The 15,834-nt window shown below is 72.1% G+C and carries 15 protein-coding genes; 7 read left to right on the top strand and 8 right to left on the bottom strand.

What is annotated here, in order from left to right:
* The first annotated feature begins 71 nt into the window (after positions 1–71).
* Positions 72–1,046 carry a phosphotransferase gene (locus tag ADX84_RS04190; RefSeq protein ID WP_082206287.1) on the top strand — a complete coding sequence of 325 codons (975 nt, stop codon included), beginning with the start codon at positions 72–74 and terminating at the stop codon, positions 1,044–1,046.
* 22 nt (positions 1,047–1,068) lie between these two features.
* On the opposite strand, the gene ADX84_RS04185 is transcribed toward ADX84_RS04190, so the two are convergent.
* Complete coding sequence (locus ADX84_RS04185; RefSeq protein WP_049567795.1) at positions 1,069–2,541, bottom strand: bifunctional phosphatase PAP2/diacylglycerol kinase family protein; 1,473 nt, start codon at positions 2,539–2,541, stop codon at positions 1,069–1,071.
* A 317-nt stretch (positions 2,542–2,858) separates the two neighbouring features.
* Between ADX84_RS04185 and ADX84_RS04180 the strand changes: the two genes are divergently transcribed.
* The 6 genes from ADX84_RS04180 (at position 2,859) to ADX84_RS04155 (ending at position 9,278) form a co-directional block, all read left to right on the top strand.
* Complete coding sequence (locus tag ADX84_RS04180; protein WP_049567790.1) at positions 2,859–3,182, top strand: hypothetical protein; 324 nt, start codon at positions 2,859–2,861, stop codon at positions 3,180–3,182.
* Positions 3,183–3,813: 631 nt separating this feature from the next.
* Complete coding sequence (locus tag ADX84_RS04175; RefSeq protein ID WP_049567787.1) at positions 3,814–5,106, top strand: NAD(P)/FAD-dependent oxidoreductase; 1,293 nt, start codon at positions 3,814–3,816, stop codon at positions 5,104–5,106.
* Complete coding sequence (locus ADX84_RS04170) at positions 5,100–5,903, top strand: DUF1365 domain-containing protein (RefSeq protein ID WP_049567778.1); 804 nt, start codon at positions 5,100–5,102, stop codon at positions 5,901–5,903. The genes ADX84_RS04175 and ADX84_RS04170 overlap by 7 nt, the downstream gene beginning before the upstream one ends.
* The gene (locus tag ADX84_RS04165; RefSeq protein WP_049567776.1) at positions 5,900–7,159 is read left to right on the top strand and encodes a cyclopropane-fatty-acyl-phospholipid synthase family protein; all 1,260 of its coding nucleotides are present in this window, start codon (positions 5,900–5,902) and stop codon (positions 7,157–7,159) included. Before ADX84_RS04170 ends, ADX84_RS04165 begins: the two co-directional genes overlap by 4 nt.
* Positions 7,156–8,469 carry a cyclopropane-fatty-acyl-phospholipid synthase family protein gene (locus tag ADX84_RS04160; RefSeq protein ID WP_049567774.1) on the top strand — a complete coding sequence of 438 codons (1,314 nt, stop codon included), beginning with the start codon at positions 7,156–7,158 and terminating at the stop codon, positions 8,467–8,469. The genes ADX84_RS04165 and ADX84_RS04160 overlap by 4 nt, the downstream gene beginning before the upstream one ends.
* The gene (locus tag ADX84_RS04155; protein ID WP_049567771.1) at positions 8,466–9,278 is read left to right on the top strand and encodes a DUF1295 domain-containing protein; all 813 of its coding nucleotides are present in this window, start codon (positions 8,466–8,468) and stop codon (positions 9,276–9,278) included. The genes ADX84_RS04160 and ADX84_RS04155 overlap by 4 nt, the downstream gene beginning before the upstream one ends.
* A gap of 95 nt (positions 9,279–9,373) precedes the next feature.
* Here the strand turns inward: ADX84_RS04155 and ADX84_RS04150 are convergent, their stop codons facing one another.
* The 7 genes from ADX84_RS04150 to ADX84_RS04120 all read right to left on the bottom strand — a co-directional run bounded on the left by ADX84_RS04150 (position 9,374) and on the right by ADX84_RS04120 (position 15,695).
* Entirely contained in the window at positions 9,374–10,852 is a 1,479-nt protein-coding gene (locus tag ADX84_RS04150; RefSeq protein WP_049567768.1) for an aldehyde dehydrogenase, read from the bottom strand.
* Position 10,853: 1 nt separating this feature from the next.
* Positions 10,854–11,114: a tautomerase family protein gene (locus ADX84_RS04145; RefSeq protein WP_049567765.1), complete on the bottom strand. Its 261-nt coding sequence runs from the start codon at positions 11,112–11,114 to the stop codon at positions 10,854–10,856.
* A gap of 88 nt (positions 11,115–11,202) precedes the next feature.
* Positions 11,203–12,180, bottom strand: coding sequence for an ABC transporter substrate-binding protein (locus ADX84_RS04140; protein WP_199776469.1), 978 nt, complete (start codon positions 12,178–12,180; stop codon positions 11,203–11,205).
* Positions 12,181–12,256: 76 nt separating this feature from the next.
* Positions 12,257–13,078 carry an ABC transporter ATP-binding protein gene (locus tag ADX84_RS04135; protein ID WP_234003836.1) on the bottom strand — a complete coding sequence of 274 codons (822 nt, stop codon included), beginning with the start codon at positions 13,076–13,078 and terminating at the stop codon, positions 12,257–12,259.
* Positions 13,079–13,088: 10 nt separating this feature from the next.
* Positions 13,089–14,018 (bottom strand): ABC transporter permease, encoded by a 930-nt coding sequence (locus ADX84_RS04130; protein WP_082206285.1) that lies wholly within the window; start codon positions 14,016–14,018, stop codon positions 13,089–13,091.
* A complete protein-coding gene (locus ADX84_RS04125; protein ID WP_082206284.1) occupies positions 14,015–14,842 on the bottom strand; it encodes an ABC transporter permease in 828 nt (275 codons plus the stop codon). The genes ADX84_RS04130 and ADX84_RS04125 overlap by 4 nt, the downstream gene beginning before the upstream one ends.
* 115 nt (positions 14,843–14,957) lie before the next feature.
* On the bottom strand, positions 14,958–15,695 hold the full coding sequence (locus ADX84_RS04120) for a FadR/GntR family transcriptional regulator (RefSeq protein ID WP_049567756.1): 738 nt from the start codon (positions 15,693–15,695) through the stop codon (positions 14,958–14,960).
* Positions 15,696–15,834 lie beyond the last annotated feature (139 nt).

Raw genomic sequence — 15,834 nt, 5'->3', positions numbered from 1 at the left:
CGCTCCAGGGGATGGTACGGCGCACGGAAAACTCCGTGCCCCGACGGGCGCGGGGTGTTAGCTTCACTGCCATGTTGGACAGGCCCGTTGACTTCGACGAACACCAGATCAAGGACGCCCTGGCGGACTGGGGCATCCACGCGGAGGTGCTGACGCACGTCCCCCTGGGGTTCGGCGACCACCACTGGAGCGCCACCGACACCTCCGGTCGTCGCTGGTTCCTCACCCTGGCGGACCTCCATCACAAGCCCTTCCTCGGCGGCGACCCCGACACCGCCCTGCGCAACCTGCGCCGGGCCATGGACACCGCCGCGGACCTGCACGACGTGCACGGGCTCGGTTTCGTCGTGGCCCCACTCCGCTCCACCGGGGGCGCCACCGCCCGGCGGATCGGCGACCGCTACGCGCTCAGCGTGTTCCCGCACACGGAGGGCACCCCCGGCGGCTTCGGGCAGGAGCTCACGCCCGAACAGCGGGACCGGGTCCTGGACACCCTCGCCCGCCTCCACGGGCGCACCCCGCCCGCCGAGGTCCGGGCCGCCCCGCCGACCCTGGACGGAGCCGCCCGGCTGGCCGGGCTCACCGCCGACCCCGAGGGGATCGGTGACCACGGCCCCTTCGCGGGGCCCACCGCCGAACTGCTCTCCGCACACGGCGCCGTGCTGCGGGAGCGTCTGGACGAGTTCGGCCACCGAGCCGCCGAGGTCGACGGCTCGCCGGCGGTCACCACCCACGGCGAACCGCACCCCGGCAACCTGCTGTGGCGCGGGTCCGGCCCGCTGCTCGTCGACTGGGACACCGTGGGCCTGGCCGCCCCCGAACGCGACCTGTGGCTGGTCACCGACGACCCCGACGAACTCGCCCGCTACACCGAGGCCACCGGGCACCGGCCCGACCCCGCGCTCCTGACCCTGTACCGGCTGCGCTGGGCGCTCCAGGACGTCGTGGAGTTCGTCGACTGGTTCGCCGCCCCGCATCTGCGCGGCCCCGACACCGAGCAGGCCTGGCGGGACCTCGGCGCGATCCTGCGCGGTCTGGAGCTCTGAGCCGGGGCGGACCCGCCCCGGCTCAGCCGTTGAGCAGTGGCACGAACACCCGCAGTGCCCCCTGGCGCTTACGGAAGACCACCTCGGGTGATCCCTCCACGACCTCGCCGTCCACAGCCAGCAGCCGGGGCTCGTCCGGAATGGACAGGGTCAGCGACTCGGTGAGCCGCTCGGTGTAGCCCGCCCCGGACACCGTCCGCGCGAACAGGACGTCCGCCAGGGCCCGCAGCCGGGGGAAGGGTGAGCGCGCGCGCAGCACCCGCACGTCCAACCGTCCGTCGTCCAGGCTCTCCCGCAGACCCGGCACCCGGGCGTGCGTCCGGTACCGGCAGTTGCCCACGAACGCCCACCACACCTTCACGGGGCGCCCGTCCACCAGCGCCGGGGTGGGCTGGACCTCGCGCAGGTCGCGCCAGAGGGCGAGCGCGAAGGCGGGCCACTTGCCGATCCGGTCCGCCCAGCGGTCGCGCACCTCCACCATGCGCGGATACGACCCGAACGACGAGGTGTTGAGGAAGACGCGCCCGTCGACCTCGCCCACGTCCACCCGTGCCAGCCGAGCGCCCGCGTAGGCGCGCAGGGCGATCTCGACCGAGGTCAGTCCCAGGGTGCGGGCGAAGTTGTTGAGGGTGCCGTCCGGCAGCACCAGCAGGGGCCGGTCGTGTGTGAGCGCCGCCGTGGCCCCGGCGTTGACGGTCCCGTCGCCGCCCGCCACCGCGAGTACCTCGCAGTCGCGGGCCGCCTCGTCCATCACCGCGGCGACGTCGTCGTCGGCGGAGAGCGGAACGATCCGCGCCCGGGGCAGCTGGCGGGCCACCCGGGTGGTGGTGTCGGCGGTGGTCAGCGTGGGCACTCCGGTGTCGCCGCCGCGCGGGTTGACCACGACGGTCACCCCCGAGCCCTCCGGATCCACGTCCGCCTCACCCGCGGGGGTGGTGCTCGCGCCGAAGACGAGTTCGGGACGGGGCGGGAGGAGCGCGCGGGAGAGCAGCGCCGAGGCGGCGCCGACCGCGACCCCGCCGAGTACGTCACCCGGGTAGTGGACCCCGCTGTGCACGCGGGAGAAACCCACGGCGCCCGCCATGGCGGACACCAGCACCGACAGTGGCAGCGGGGCGTCGGACATCACACCGCCCGCGTAGCCCACCGCGGCGGCGGTGTGACCGGAGGGGAAGGAGGAGCTGAGGTAGGTGCGGTAGGGGACGCGCGCGGTGGGCACCGCGGAGCTGTCCGGGCGCGAGCGCCGAACCAGGTACTTGACCGCGGTCGCGCCGGCGTTGGCGAGCCCGGCGGCGACGATCGCCCGCATCGCGGTGCGGCGCAGGCGTGGTCCGCCGGTGACCGCGAGTGTGGCCGAGACCAGTACCCACGGCGCCATGTTGTCGGTGCTCTGCACGAACTTCGGCGTGTAGCCGTCCAGGAAGGGGGTGCCCACTCGGGTCACACGGTCGTAGACGCGCTGGTCGATGCGTTGGAGTCGAGGGAGCAGTCTCATGGGGCCAGCCTGGTGGCTACCGGATGAGTTGTCCATAAGGCGCGCTTCGCCCCGGGAAGCGGCAGGAAGGGAGACGGTGCTCGGGGGCGACGACTGGGGAAGGGACGTCGCCCCCGAGCGCCACGGCTCAGTGGTTCACACCACTGGAACTTCCGTGGGCCTGCTCCGAGATTAGCCTGTCCTGTTCGGCTTGGGGTGGGATCCCCGTCACTGTGCGGGGTCGTCCCTGGGTGGCCGGTTCCGGCCCGGTGAAAGACGTTTCGGAGGGGGCTGGGGAGAGTAGGTCTTCGGGCGTTCCCCCCTGAGGAAAGGCGACCATGTCCACCACTGAGACCCCTGACCCGATCCACGTCGTGGTCCTGCACTCCGAGCAGCCGCTCTCCGTCGACCTCTCCGAACTCCACCCCGACTGTCGGATCACCGTGCTCACCGACGGCGCTCCGGGCGCGGTCAGTGAGGGGGTCGAACCCCCGGACGTCGTGTCCATGCCCCGCTCCGAGTGGGCCGACCAGCTCGCCCGCTGGGCGCGTGGCGGTGAGGTGGACGTCGTGACCAGGGACGAGACCTGCCAGGACGTGTGCGCCGACCTGCGTTCCGGGCTCGGGCTGGACCCCCGTCCCGCAGCTTCCGCCGACCACTGAACCCGCTCCTCCCAAGGGGCTTCGGGCCCCTTGGAGTGGCCCCTCCCGCCGCTGCTGGCGGTGGGGACCGCCGTGCTGGCCCAGCCCGCCGTGCGTCACCTCCCCCGGGACGCCCTGCTCCCGGCCTCGGTCTCCAGGCGCATGCCCTCACCGAAACCCGGCGTCCTGATCTCGTACGTGGGGCAGTTGGCCGTGGGCCGACTCCTTTCGACCGTGGGCGGGACATTCACCCCGGCGCCGCTCCAGCCCCCTTCTCCCCGTCACCTCCGCCTCTGCCGGGGCCGTAGTCGCCGGGCTGGCCGCGTCGTTCACCTCCCACTCCTGATCCCTTACGCGGACCGGGAGACCGACGACCTCCGGAAACGACCTGCTGTTCGGTGGGGAGGAACGCTCGGAGAGCGGGCTCGAGCGGGCCGAGGACCGTCCCTGGTTCCAGCCGTTGGCGGTGCCCGCGGCGGTGGTCTCCTACTCAAGGAGGAGGGCTCCGGCGTGCACGGCTGGCAGCCCTGACCGACCGCCCCAGCGCCCTCTCGCATTCCGTGAATCTTTTTTTCCCAACTACCACCAATCCGCTCCCCGACCTGCTCCGAATCACTGGTGTCAGCCAGACACCTGTTTCGCGAGAGGACGCATGAGCACACACCACAACGGGCGTCGCAGGGTCGCGGTCATCGGCAGCGGCGTCTCCGGACTGACGGCCGCGTACATCCTCGGCCGGCACGACGACGTCACCCTGTTCGAGGCCGACGACCGCCCAGGCGGCCACGCCCACACCCACCGCGTTCCCGGGGCGGACGGCGGCGAACTGGGTGTCGACTCCGGCTTCATCGTGCACAACCGCCGCACCTACCCCCACCTGCTGCGGCTCTTCGACGAACTCGGCGTCGCCACCCGGCCCACCGAGATGAGCCTGTCGGTGAGCTGCGAGGGATGCGGTCTGGAATACGCGGGCGCACGGGGTGCGCGCGCGCTGTGGCCGAGCGGGTCCCGGCGCAGCGCCGACCACGTCCGCATGCTCCTCGACATCCCGCGCTTCCACCAGGCGGCCCGTCGCCTGGTCTCCGTGGCCCGGAAGGTCGATCCCGGGGGCACGGTGGTCGGCCCCACCCTTGGGGAGTTCGCGGACCGGCACCGTTTCTCCCCCTACTTCACCGCGCACTTCCTCCTGCCGTTGGTGTCGGCGGTCTGGTCCTGCCCGGCCGGGACCGCCCTGGACTACCCGGCCCGCCACCTGTTCGGCTTCCTGGAGCACCACGGCATGCTCGGCATCTGGGGTTCCCCGCGCTGGCGCACCGTGGAGGGCGGCTCGCACACCTACGTGGAACGTGTGCTGGCGGGCCTGCACTCCGTCCGCCTGGGCACACCCGTGCGGGCCCTCGCCCACAACGGGGACGGGGTACGACTGAGCACCGACAACGAGGTGCTGGAGTTTGACGCCGCCGTGGTCGCCACCCACGCCGACCAGGCCCTCGCACTCATCGAACACCCCTCCGCCGACGAACGGGAGATCCTGGGAGCCTTCACCTACACGCGCAACCACACCCTGCTGCACACGGACACCTCGGTCCTGCCCTCGGACCGGGACACCTGGGCCTCCTGGAACCACCGGCTGACCTCCTGCGACCCGGGCGGCTCCCCGGTGCGGGTCAGCTACCACATGAACCGGCTCCAGGGCCTTCCCGAGGGCACCGACTACGTGGTCACGCTCAACGCCGACGACGACGTCAAACCCGACCGTGTGGTGGCGGCCATGGACTACGCCCACCCCGTCTTCACCCCGGAGTCGGTGGCCGCGCAGGGGCGGCTGCGCTCCCTGGACACCCCTGTCCTCGCCTTCGCCGGGGCCCACCACGGCTGGGGATTCCACGAGGACGGCTGCCGCTCCGGGGTCGAGGCGGCCGCCGCCTTGGGGAGGCGGTGGTGATCCCCGCCCTGTACGAGGCCACGGTGCGGCACGCCCGCGCCGAGCCCGTCCGGCACGCCTTCGAGCACCGCACGTACTACTGGCTGGTCGACCTCGACGCCCCGCCCCGCCTCCCGTGGCCGCTGCGAGCCCTGGCGGGGTTCCACCCCGCCGACCACGGTGACGGCCGTGCGGCGACCCTGCGCGCCGACATCGTCCACCACCTGCGCGAACACGGGATCGACCTGAACGGCGGCCGGGTGTTCATGCTCGCGCACGCCCGGGTGTTCGGGCACGTCTTCAACCCGCTGACCGTCTACTGGTGCCACGACCCCGACGGTTCCCCGCGGGTGGTCGTCGCCGAGGTCCACAACACCTACGGCGACCGCCACCGCTATCTGCTCCACCCGGACCAGCGGGGGCGGGCCAGCGTGCCCAAGGACCTGTTCGTCTCCCCGTTCAACGAGGTCGACGGCGAGTACCGGCTCAGCCTGCCCGAGCCCGGCGAACGGCTCGCGCTCACTGTCGCCCTCCACCGTGAGGGCCGCCCTCCCTTCACAGCCTCCGTGCGCGGCCGTCGCCGCCCCGCGACCCTCGCCCAGCTGCTCCGCCTGTCCGTGCGCCACCCATTGGCGCCGCTGGTCAACGCGGCCCGCATCAGGGTCCACGGTGTCTGGCTCCACCTACGCGGTCTCCCGATCCGGGAACGCCCCGAGCCCGGCTGCCCCCGCACCGAGGAGCGCGGGCTCCGCACGTGTGCTCCCGACAGCGCCCGCCCCAGTCCCGGCCATCCCCAACCACGAGGAACACGACCATGACCGCGACCAACCCCCACCCACCCGGCGCCGTCGACCCGCGCCGCTGGCCCGACGTGGCCAGGGTCCCCGACAGCCGACTGCGCACCGCCGTGGCCCGCCTGATCGCCGCCCGCGCCGTCCCGGCCGTGGGGATCCGCCTGCACGTCGGCCAGGAAGCACCGCCCGCCGAGCTCACCGAGGGGGGCGCCCCCGTGCTGTGGCTGCGCGACCCCGACGCCTTCCACGCCCGCCTGGCCCACGACGGCCTCATCGGGTTCGGGGAGTCGTACATGGCGGGGGAGTGGGACTCACCCGACCCGGTCGCCGTGCTCACCCGCTTCGCCGAGCACTACGAGGAGCTGGTCCCCAAGCCGCTCCAGCCGTTGCGCCACCTCACGCTGCCGCGCCGCCCGTCCTCGGACCGCAACACCCGCGCCGGGGCCCGTCGCCACATCAGCCACCACTACGACCTCTCCAACGACCTCTTCGCCCTCTTCCTCGACCGCACCATGACCTACTCGTCGGCGCTGTTCACCGACGACGACCCGCGTGACGCCGACGGCCTGGCCCGTGCCCAGGCACGCAAGACCGACCGGCTCCTGGACGCCGCGGGGGTCGGGGAGGGCACCCGGCTGCTGGAGATCGGTACAGGATGGGGTGAACTGGCCGTGCGCGCCGCCCGCAGGGGAGCCCACGTCACCTCCCTCACCCTGTCGACCGAGCAGCGCGACCTCGCCCGTGAGCGCGTGGCCGCCGAGGGACTGTCCGACCGGGTCTCCGTGGAGCTGTGCGACTACCGGGACGCCACCGGCACCCACGACGCGGTGGTCAGCTGCGAGATGGTCGAGGCGGTCGGTGAGCGCTACTGGCCCGACTACTTCGCCGCGTTGGACCGGCTGGTCCGGCCGGGCGGAAGGGTCGCCCTCCAGACCATCACCATGGAACACCGCCTGATGCGAGCCTCCCGTGGCTCCTACACGTGGATGCACAAGTACGTGTTCCCCGGCGGACTCATCCCCTCGGTCACCGCCATCCGCGAACAGCTCGCCGCCCGGACCGGACTGCGGATCACCGACCGCCTCGCCTTCGGCCGGGACTACGCCGACACCCTGCGCGTGTGGCGCGAGACCTTCGCCGGGGCGGCGGAACAGGTGCGATCGCTCGGCTTCGACGACACCTTCCGCCACATGTGGACCTTCTACCTGGCCTACTGCGAGGCCGGGTTCCGGTCCGGGCTCATCGACGTCGAACAGATCACCATGGAGCGTGCCGCATGACGACCACCCACCCGCGTCCCCGGGGCGTCGCCCACATGCTCGGCCCCCTGGCCGCCGCCTTCTTCAACGGGGTCCTCCCGGTCCGGCTGCGGGCCTGGGACGGCAGCGAGACCGGACCGCTCGACGCCCCGCGCGTGACCGTCCGCGACCGTGACGCCCTGCGTCACGTCCTGGCCCGCCCCGGAGAACTCGGGCTGTCCCGCGCCTACGTCACCGGCGGCGTGGAGGTCGAGGGGGACCTCACCGACGCGCTGCGCAGGGTGTGGGCGTCGGTCGAGGCACACGGCACCTCGGTCCCCGGTCCGCGCACCTGGGCGAGGATCGCCCGTACGGCCGTGGTCCTGGGCGTGGTCGGACCGCCGCCGCCCCCTCCGGTCTCCGAGGCGCGCGTCAGAGGACGGCGCCACTCACGGGAGCGGGACGCCGCCGCGATCTCCCACCACTACGACGCGGGCAACGACCTCTACGAGCTGCTGCTCGACGAGACCATGGCCTACTCGTGCGCGCTCTGGGACGGGGATGATCACGGCCAGAGCCTCGCCGACGCCCAGCGCGCCAAACTCGACCTGATCTGTGACACCCTCCGCCTGAACAAGGGGGACCGGCTGCTCGACGTCGGGTGCGGGTGGGGATCGCTGACCCTCCACGCGGCCCGGTGGTACGGGGCACACGTCTCGGCGCTCACCCTGTCCGCCCGGCAACGCGACCACGTGCTCGCGCGCGCTGAGGAGGAGGGGCTCGAACAGCTGGTCGACGTGCGCCTGCTCGACTACCGCGACGTCGCCCACGACACCTTCGGGCCCGGAGGCTTCGACGCCGTCGCCTCCGTGGAGATGGGCGAGCACGTGGGCCGCGACGGCTACGCGCCGTTCGCCCGCCAGCTCCACGGTCTGCTGAGCCCCGGTGGCTCCCTGCTGGTCCAGCAGATGTCCCGGCGCGGATCCCAGCCCGGTGGAGGTCCCTTCATCGAGCGCTACGTCGCGCCCGACATGCACATGCGTCCGCTCGGTGAGACCGTCGGCCTCCTGGAGGACGCGGGGCTCGAAGTGCGGGGCGTGCGGGCGATGCGGGAGCACTACGTCCGCACCGCCCGCGCCTGGACGGACGTGCTGGAGCGGCGGTTCGACGAACTGGTCGCCCTCGCTGGTCCCGAGGCGGCCCGGGTGTGGCGCCTCTACCTGGCCGGAGGGTCACTGGCCTTCGAGGAGGGGCGCATGGGCGTGGACCAGATCCTGGCGGTCCGCCCGGACCCGGTGATCCGGGACGAGACCAGCGCGGAACCGGTCGCCGAGGCGGTGGCGACACGATGACCGCCCTCACCGCCTTCCTGCTCAACCTCGCGGTCACCGCGGTCGTGGTGTGCGCGGTCATGCTCACTACCTTCGCGGTCGCGGTCCGTGTGGGACGCCACGGCGTCGTGGACGTCGCCTGGGGGCTCGGCTTCGCCGGGGTGGCCGTGTCCACCGCCGTGGTCGCCACCGTCACGGGGACCGGTGACCCCGCGCGGACCTGGTTGCTGGCCGCCCTCACCGCCGTGTGGGGTCTGCGACTGGCCGTCCACATCGGGCTGCGCGGCCGCGGCAAGGGCGAGGACCCCCGGTACGAACGGTTCCTCGCCAACGCCCCGGGCAACCGGAACCTGTACGCCCTGCGGGTGGTCTACCTGCTTCAGGGATCCCTCCTCCTGCTGATCTCGCTCCCGTTGCAGGTCGCCGGCCACACCGCCGGCGCCCTCGGCTGGCTGGCGTTCCTGGGCGTGCTGGTCTGGCTCACCGGGTTCGCGTTCGAGTCCGTCGGCGACGCCCAGCTCGCCCGGTTCAAGGCCGACCCCGCCAACCGGGGCCGGATCATGGACCGGGGACTGTGGGCCTGGACCCGGCACCCGAACTACTTCGGCGACGCCCTCGTGTGGTGGGGCCTGTTCCTGGTCGCCGCCGGGTCCTGGTGGGTCCTGCTCACCCTGCCCGCGCCCCTGCTGATGACCTACCTGCTCACCCGTGGTTCGGGCCAGCGACTGCTCGACGAGCACATGTCCGGCCGACCCGGCTGGTCGGAGTACGTCGCCCGGACCAGCGCCTTCGTTCCGCTGCCCCCGAAGAGGGTGACCACCCGGGAATGAGCCCCCGCGGGCGGTCTCGCGTGGGAACACGGCAAACCCCCGGCCGGAGGGTGTGGAGTGGCCCCGGCCGGGGGCGGTTCGCGGGACGGGGCCGTTCAGGCGGCCCCGTCCGCCCCCGGGTCCTCGCCGATGCGCACCACCACGGCCTTGGGCTCGGTGAAGAACTCGCGGCTGTGGGCACCGCCCTCGCGGCCCAGGCCGGAACGACCCACCCCGCCGAAGGGCGCGCGCAGGTCGCGGACGAAGAAGCAGTTCACCCACACCGTGCCCACCCTCAGGGAGGCTGCCACGCGGTGGGCCCGGGACAGGTTCTCGGTGAACAGCATGGCGTTGAGCCCGTAGGGGCTGTCGTTGACCTCAGCCACCACCTCGTCCTCGGTGTCGAAGGGGGTGACCGTCACGAGCGGTCCGAAGACCTCCTCGTTGCGGTGCGGTGCCTCCTTCGGCAGGCCGGTGACCACGGTGGGGCGTACGAACAGCCCCGGCCCCGCCGCGCCGGTCGCCACGGTGCCGCCCCACTCCGCCACGGAGTCGAGGTATCCCGACACCTTGCGGTGGTGCGCCTCGGAGGACAGCGGGCCCAGCAGCGTGGCCGGGTCCTTGGGGTCCCCGGGCACCAACTGGTCGGCGGCCTCGCACAGGCGGCGCGTGAACTCGTCCGCGATCGACCGGTGCACGTACAGCCGCGACCCGGCCAGGCACACCTGCCCGGCGTTGGTGAAGGCCGCGCGTACCGACCACTCCACCGCCTGTTCGATGTCGGCGTCGGCGAACACCACGTTCGCGCCCTTGCCGCCCAGTTCGAGGCTGACCGGGGTGAGGTGGGTGGCCGCCGCGCGCGCCACCGCCGTCCCGGTGGCGCTCTCACCGGTGAAGGTGACCCGGTCCACCCGGGCGTGGCCGGTCAGCGCCGACCCCACCGAGTCGGGGCCGTAGCCGTGCACCACGTTGAGCACCCCGGGCGGCATCCCGGCTTCCAGGGCCAGGCGTGCCAGGATCGTGACCGAGGCGGGGGAGTCCTCAGCGGGCTTCAGCACGACCGTGTTTCCCCAGGCCAGTGCGGGAGCGATCTTCCAGCTCGCCAGCATCAGGGGGAAGTTCCACGGGGCGATGGCCACCACCACACCGGCCGGTTCGTAGCGGGTGTAGGCGTGGTGACCGGTGTCGGAGGGGTACAGCTCGGCCGGGGTGAGGGCGGCGTGGTCGGCGAAGAACCGAAGGTTCTCGGCGGTGCGCGGAACGTCCTTGTTCAGGCTCTGCGACACGGGTTTGCCCATGTCACGGGTGTCCGCCAGTGCCAGGTCCCGGCGGTTCTCCAGCACGAGATCGGCCAGCCGGTGCAGGATCGCACGGCGCTCGGAGCGGCTCATCCTCGGCCACGGCCCGGAGTCGAAGGCCCGGCGGGCGGAGTCCACGGCCAGGTCCGCCTCGGCCCCACCGCCAAGGGGGAAGCGGGCCCAGGGGCGGCCCGTGTAGGGGTCGACGCTGTCGAAGCCCGGACCGTCCCCGGCGTTGATCTCCTCGCCGTCGATGACGTGGCCGAACAGCTCGACGTCCGACTGTGCCCCGGCCATGTCAGTTCCCCTCCGGAGCGGGTGTGCCGACAGCGGCGCCGTTGGCCGCGTGCTCGGTGTCGGGACGGTCCAGGCCCCGCTGCTCGGCCAGGGTGGTGCCCCCGGCCGACCACAGGGTGGGCGGTACCTCGCGGACGATGACACGGATGCTCCGCGCCGGGGCGTCCAGGCTGGTCTCGACCGCTTCGTGCACGGACCGCATGAGCTCGCGCAGCCGCGCGGGGTCCCGGCCCTCGGTGAGGGTCACTTCGATCAGGGGCAAGGGAACTCTCCTGGGAGGGGTCGGGCCGGTGCGGTCCCGGCCGGGGACGGTGCCACACGTGGCGGCACCGTCCCCGGCCGTGGACGGATCAGTCCTGGAGGGTCAGTTCGGACATCTCGATGGGCTCGTGCAGGACACCCGTGGCCAGCAGCAGGTCGTTCCAGCGGCCCAGCTCGTCCACGTCCACCGCGCCCTCGGTCCACACCGGGAGCTCCATGGCATCGGCCTGCTCCTCGGTCGTCTCCGAGTAGGTCTGCACGATCTCCGCGGCGATGGCGGGGTCCTCGGCGAGCACGCCGTTGGCGCGCTCGATCGCCCGAGTGAAGCCCTCGACGGTGGTCGGGTTGGCAGCCACGAACTCGTCCGCCATGCCGATCCCCGAGACCGGGATGCCCTCGGCGATCCCGGTGTAGGAGGAGAAGACCTTGCGGGCGCCGTCCTTCTCGGCGCCGCTGCGGAACGGCTCCACCAGCCAGACCGCGTCCACGGCCTCCTGTTCGAGGGCGGGCACCATGTCCGGGAAGGGGTACTCCACGAACTCGATCCCGGCGGTCTCCACCCCCTGCTCCTCCAGCGAGGCGGCGATGCTCACGTCACCGATGTTGTTCAGGGTGTTGACCGCGATCGTCCTGCCCTCGAGGTCCTCGGGACCCTCGATGGGGGAGTCGTCGTTCACGTAGATCCCCGCGGTCTCCTCGGTCCCCCGCACGCCCTCGGCGACGATGGTCACGCCGATGTACTGGCTCTCGGCGAGGAAGAAGGACGGGTAGCTCGCGAAGGCCGCCTGGAGATCGTCGGAGACCATCGCCGGGACGGCGGCCGCACCGCCCTGCACGGGCTGGGCGGACACGCTGAGGCCCTCCTCGTCGAAGAAGCCCTCCTCGATGGCGATGAACACGGAGGCGTGGTCGATGATGGGCGTGATGCCCACGACCAGCGTCGTGGTCTCGTCGGTGGGACCGTCGTCGGCCTCGGAGGAATCGGAGCAGGCGGTGGCGGCGAGGACGAGGGCGGCACCGGCGCAGGCCATGGTCCAGCGCCTGCTCGTCGACGAGGTTTCGGACATAATCATCATGATGGATTAGCGCCTTGGGGGGTCGGCGGGGCACGGTAGGGGGCCGCGCACCCGGCTGGTTGCTCGGTCAGTGGTTGCCGGAGTGGCTGTGGAGCGGTTCCGGCGCCCGATCGGAGGAGGGGCGCCGGATCAGGCGTGCGACCTCGCCGCGCAGGGCGACGAACTCCCGCAGTTCCTTGGTCTCGATCTGGTCCCTCGGCTGGGGGAGCGGCACGTCGATGGTGGTCACGACCGTGGTGGGCGGGCCCGAGAGCACGACCACGCGGTCGGCGAGGTAGACGCTCTCGTCGATGTCGTGGGTGACGAAGACGATGGTCATGTCGTAGCGTTCGCGCACCTTGAGGACCAGGTCCTCGAGGTCCTCACGGGTCTGGGCGTCGATGGAGGCGAAGGGCTCGTCCATCAGCAGGACCCCCGGCTGGTAGGCCAGGGCCCGGGCGATGGCCACCCGCTGCTGCATGCCTCCGGAGAGCTGGCTGGGGTACCTGTCGGAGTGCCCCTCCAGCCCCACGGCGGCCAGCGACTCCGTCACCCTCCGCTGGGCCTCCTCGCGTCCCAGGCGCAGGTGGCGCAGGGGGAAGCGGACGTTGCCCGCCACGGTCTGCCACGGGTACAGGGACCGGGCGTAGTCCTGGAAGACCATCGCCAGTCCCTCGGGCACACCGTTCACGGGCCGTCCCTGGAAGGAGACCTCGCCGCCGGTGGGGCGTTGGAGCCCGGAGAGGACGCGCAGCAGGGTGGTCTTGCCGCATCCGGAGGGCCCCACCACGGAGACCAGCTCACCCTCGGCGACCGAGAAACCGATGTCCGCGAGCGCGGTGTGCGCCGTGGCACCGCTGCCGTAGGTGTGCGTCAGGCCTCTGACGTCGAGCATGGATGTGGTCCTCATGGTCGGGGCCTCACTGGCCCGCGGGTTCGGAACTGGGGCGGTTGGCGATCCGGTGCCAGGCCAGCAGCCGGTGCTCCACCAGGGTCAGGGCGAGGTTGAGCAGGTAGCCGAGGACGCCCAGGAGCGCGATCCCCGCCCACATGTCGAGGATCTGGAAACCGCGCTGGGCCTGGACGATGTGGTAGCCGATCCCGCCGGTCGCGGCGACCATCTCGGAGATCACCATCAGGATCAGGCCGAGCGCGAGGGCGGTGCGCACCCCCGCGAGGATCTTCTGCGAGGCGCCGGGCAGGACGATGCGGGTGAGGCGTGTGTGCAGGGGAACGCCGAACACGCGGGCGGTGGCGTGCTTGAGCGGGTCGATGGAGCGTACGCCCTCGATGGTGTTGATGAGGATCGGCCAGGACGTCCCGAAGGCGATCAGCAGCACCCGCATCAGGTCGTCGCGACCGAACAGCACCAGGAACAGGGGGATGAGCGCGGGTGGCGGCAGCGCGCGGGCGAACTGGACGACGGGATCGAGGTAGTCGCCGATCCGTCGGTTCAGGCCGATGGCCACGCCCAGGGCGACCGCGGTGACGGTGGCCAGGGCCAGACCGGCGAGCATTCGCGCCAGGCTGGGCAGGACGTCGTCGCGCATGCTGTCGGTCAGCCATGCCTCGGCCGAGGGCAGCCACAGTTCACCGGCGCGGGCCAGGAACTCGGTGGGCGGGGGGAAGAACGGCGAGCGCGCGTTCAGCGCCGCCAGTTCCCACACCAGCAGCAGTCCGGCCAGGACGGCCCACCGCAGCAGGAACGATCCCAGCGCGCGCCCGGTGCGTCCGGTCCGGCCCGATCGTGCAGGCCCCTGGGACCCCTGGCCGGGGTTCGCGGGTGCCGGTCGCACCATGCCGGGCCCTCGCGCGTTCGAGGTCGGCTCCACCGTCGGGAACGTCTTCACGTCTGTTCCTCCATGAGGCGCTTCCAGCGGAAGAGCCGCTGTTCACCGGCGCGCAGGAGCCCGTTCACGACCAGACCCAGGAGCCCGGCCACGATCGTCCCCGCGTAGACCATGTCGGTGTTGGCGCCGCCCGAGCTCATGCGCAGGATCCAGCTGCCCAGACCCTCGGCGGCGCCGGCGAGCAGTTCGGCGCTGACGGTGACGATCAGCGCGATCGCGGCCGAGATCCGCACCCCGGCTGCGACGAAGGGTGCGGTGGACGGCAGGACCACCCGGGCCAGGACCGCGAGCCGGGGCACCCCGAACACCCGGGCCGACTCCCTGGCCAGCGGCTCCACGGCCCGCACCCCGTAGAGGGTGTTGAACAGGATCGGCCACAGTGCCGCGTAGGTCACCAGGGCCACCTTCATCTCTGACCCCTGGCCGAAGACGAGGATGGCCACCGGGATGAGCGCCACGGAGGGGATCGGGCGGAGGAACTCCACCACCACCGAGGAGGCGCGTTCGACCCAGCGCAGGGAGCCCAGGAGCAGTCCCAGGCCGACACCGGCGACCGCCGCGATGGCGAGGCCGGTGACGGCGGCGGTGAGGGTGGCGGCGACCTCGGTGAGGAAGGCCGGGTCGACCAGGAGCCGCCCGGTGTTGGCCAGGACCACGGAGACCGGGGGCAGCGCGGACGAGTCCACACCCCAGCGGGCCACGGCCTCAGCGAGGCACAGGGCGACGACGACGCCGACCAGACCCCGGCGTAGGGTGCCGAGGGTCGACGTGCGCGGACCGTGGTCCAGGCGACCACGCCGCGTGAGGGAGTTCAGGGGGGTCACGTCGGAACGCTCCTGGAGGATGACGGAATGCAATCACTCTATTGATTATGGTTAATATGTCAACGTGCGTCCCCCGAACTCCACGAAGCCCGCCCCGTCGCCCCTGCCGTCCGGTTCAGCCCGGCGGCGTGCGTGTGCTGCTGCGCGGCGGTGTGTGTTCGTCGGCCGCGCGTCTGGCGAGCCGGGCGTCACCCGAGGCGATGGCGTCCACCAGGTTGCGGTGCAGCTGGAGGTTGGCCTCGAAACCCGCCTCGAAGCCGGGGTCCGCCGCGATCTCGCGCACCGATTCGCGCGCGTTGTCGAGGAGCGACACGTACAGGGTGCTCAGCAGCTGGTTGGAGGAGATCCGTGCGATCTCCTCGTGCAGCTCCCAGTTGCGGGCCAGATAACCGGCCGGGTCGTCCCTGAGGTCCGCCATCAGGGCCACGATCTCCCGCAGGCGTTGGATCTGTTCTCTGCCCGCCTCCCGCGCCGCGTGCTCGGCGATGGTGGCCTCCAGGGCCTCACGGACCTCCAGGCTGTTGGCGACCGACAACGCGTCGTCTCCCAGCCCCAGGATGAGGTGGCTCAGCCGGATGTGCGCACTGGGGGAGCTGACGAAGATGCCTCCGCGGGGGCCGGGACGCGCCTCCACCAGACCGCGTGTCTCCAGGAGCCTGACCACCTCGTTGAAGGTGCCGACGGAGACCTCGAACCGCTGGCGCAGCTCCTCCTTGGTGCCGAGGCGGTCACCCGGGCTGACCTGCTTGTTCATGATGATGCCGCTGATGTGGCGCACCACGCCCTCGGCCTTGGACATGCGCTCGGGCAGGGGTCCGCCCATGGTGGGCCAGTCGCTGTAACGATTCGCCATAATGATCATAACTATACGACCTTCCGGCGAATCACCCAGGTGAGGGGCCTGCCCTTTGACTCCGAGGGCGCTTCGGCGGTCTTCGGCTCCCTTCGTGGACCCCGCTCCGCACACCCTCCGGGAGCCCGCTTTCCCACCC

This window comes from Nocardiopsis sp. SBT366, from assembly GCF_001083815.1.
Taxonomy (GTDB): Bacteria; Actinomycetota; Actinomycetes; order Streptosporangiales; family Streptosporangiaceae; genus Nocardiopsis; species Nocardiopsis prasina.
Note: the sequence above shows the minus strand (reverse complement) of the source record. Positions and strands in the feature narration are given on the sequence as shown.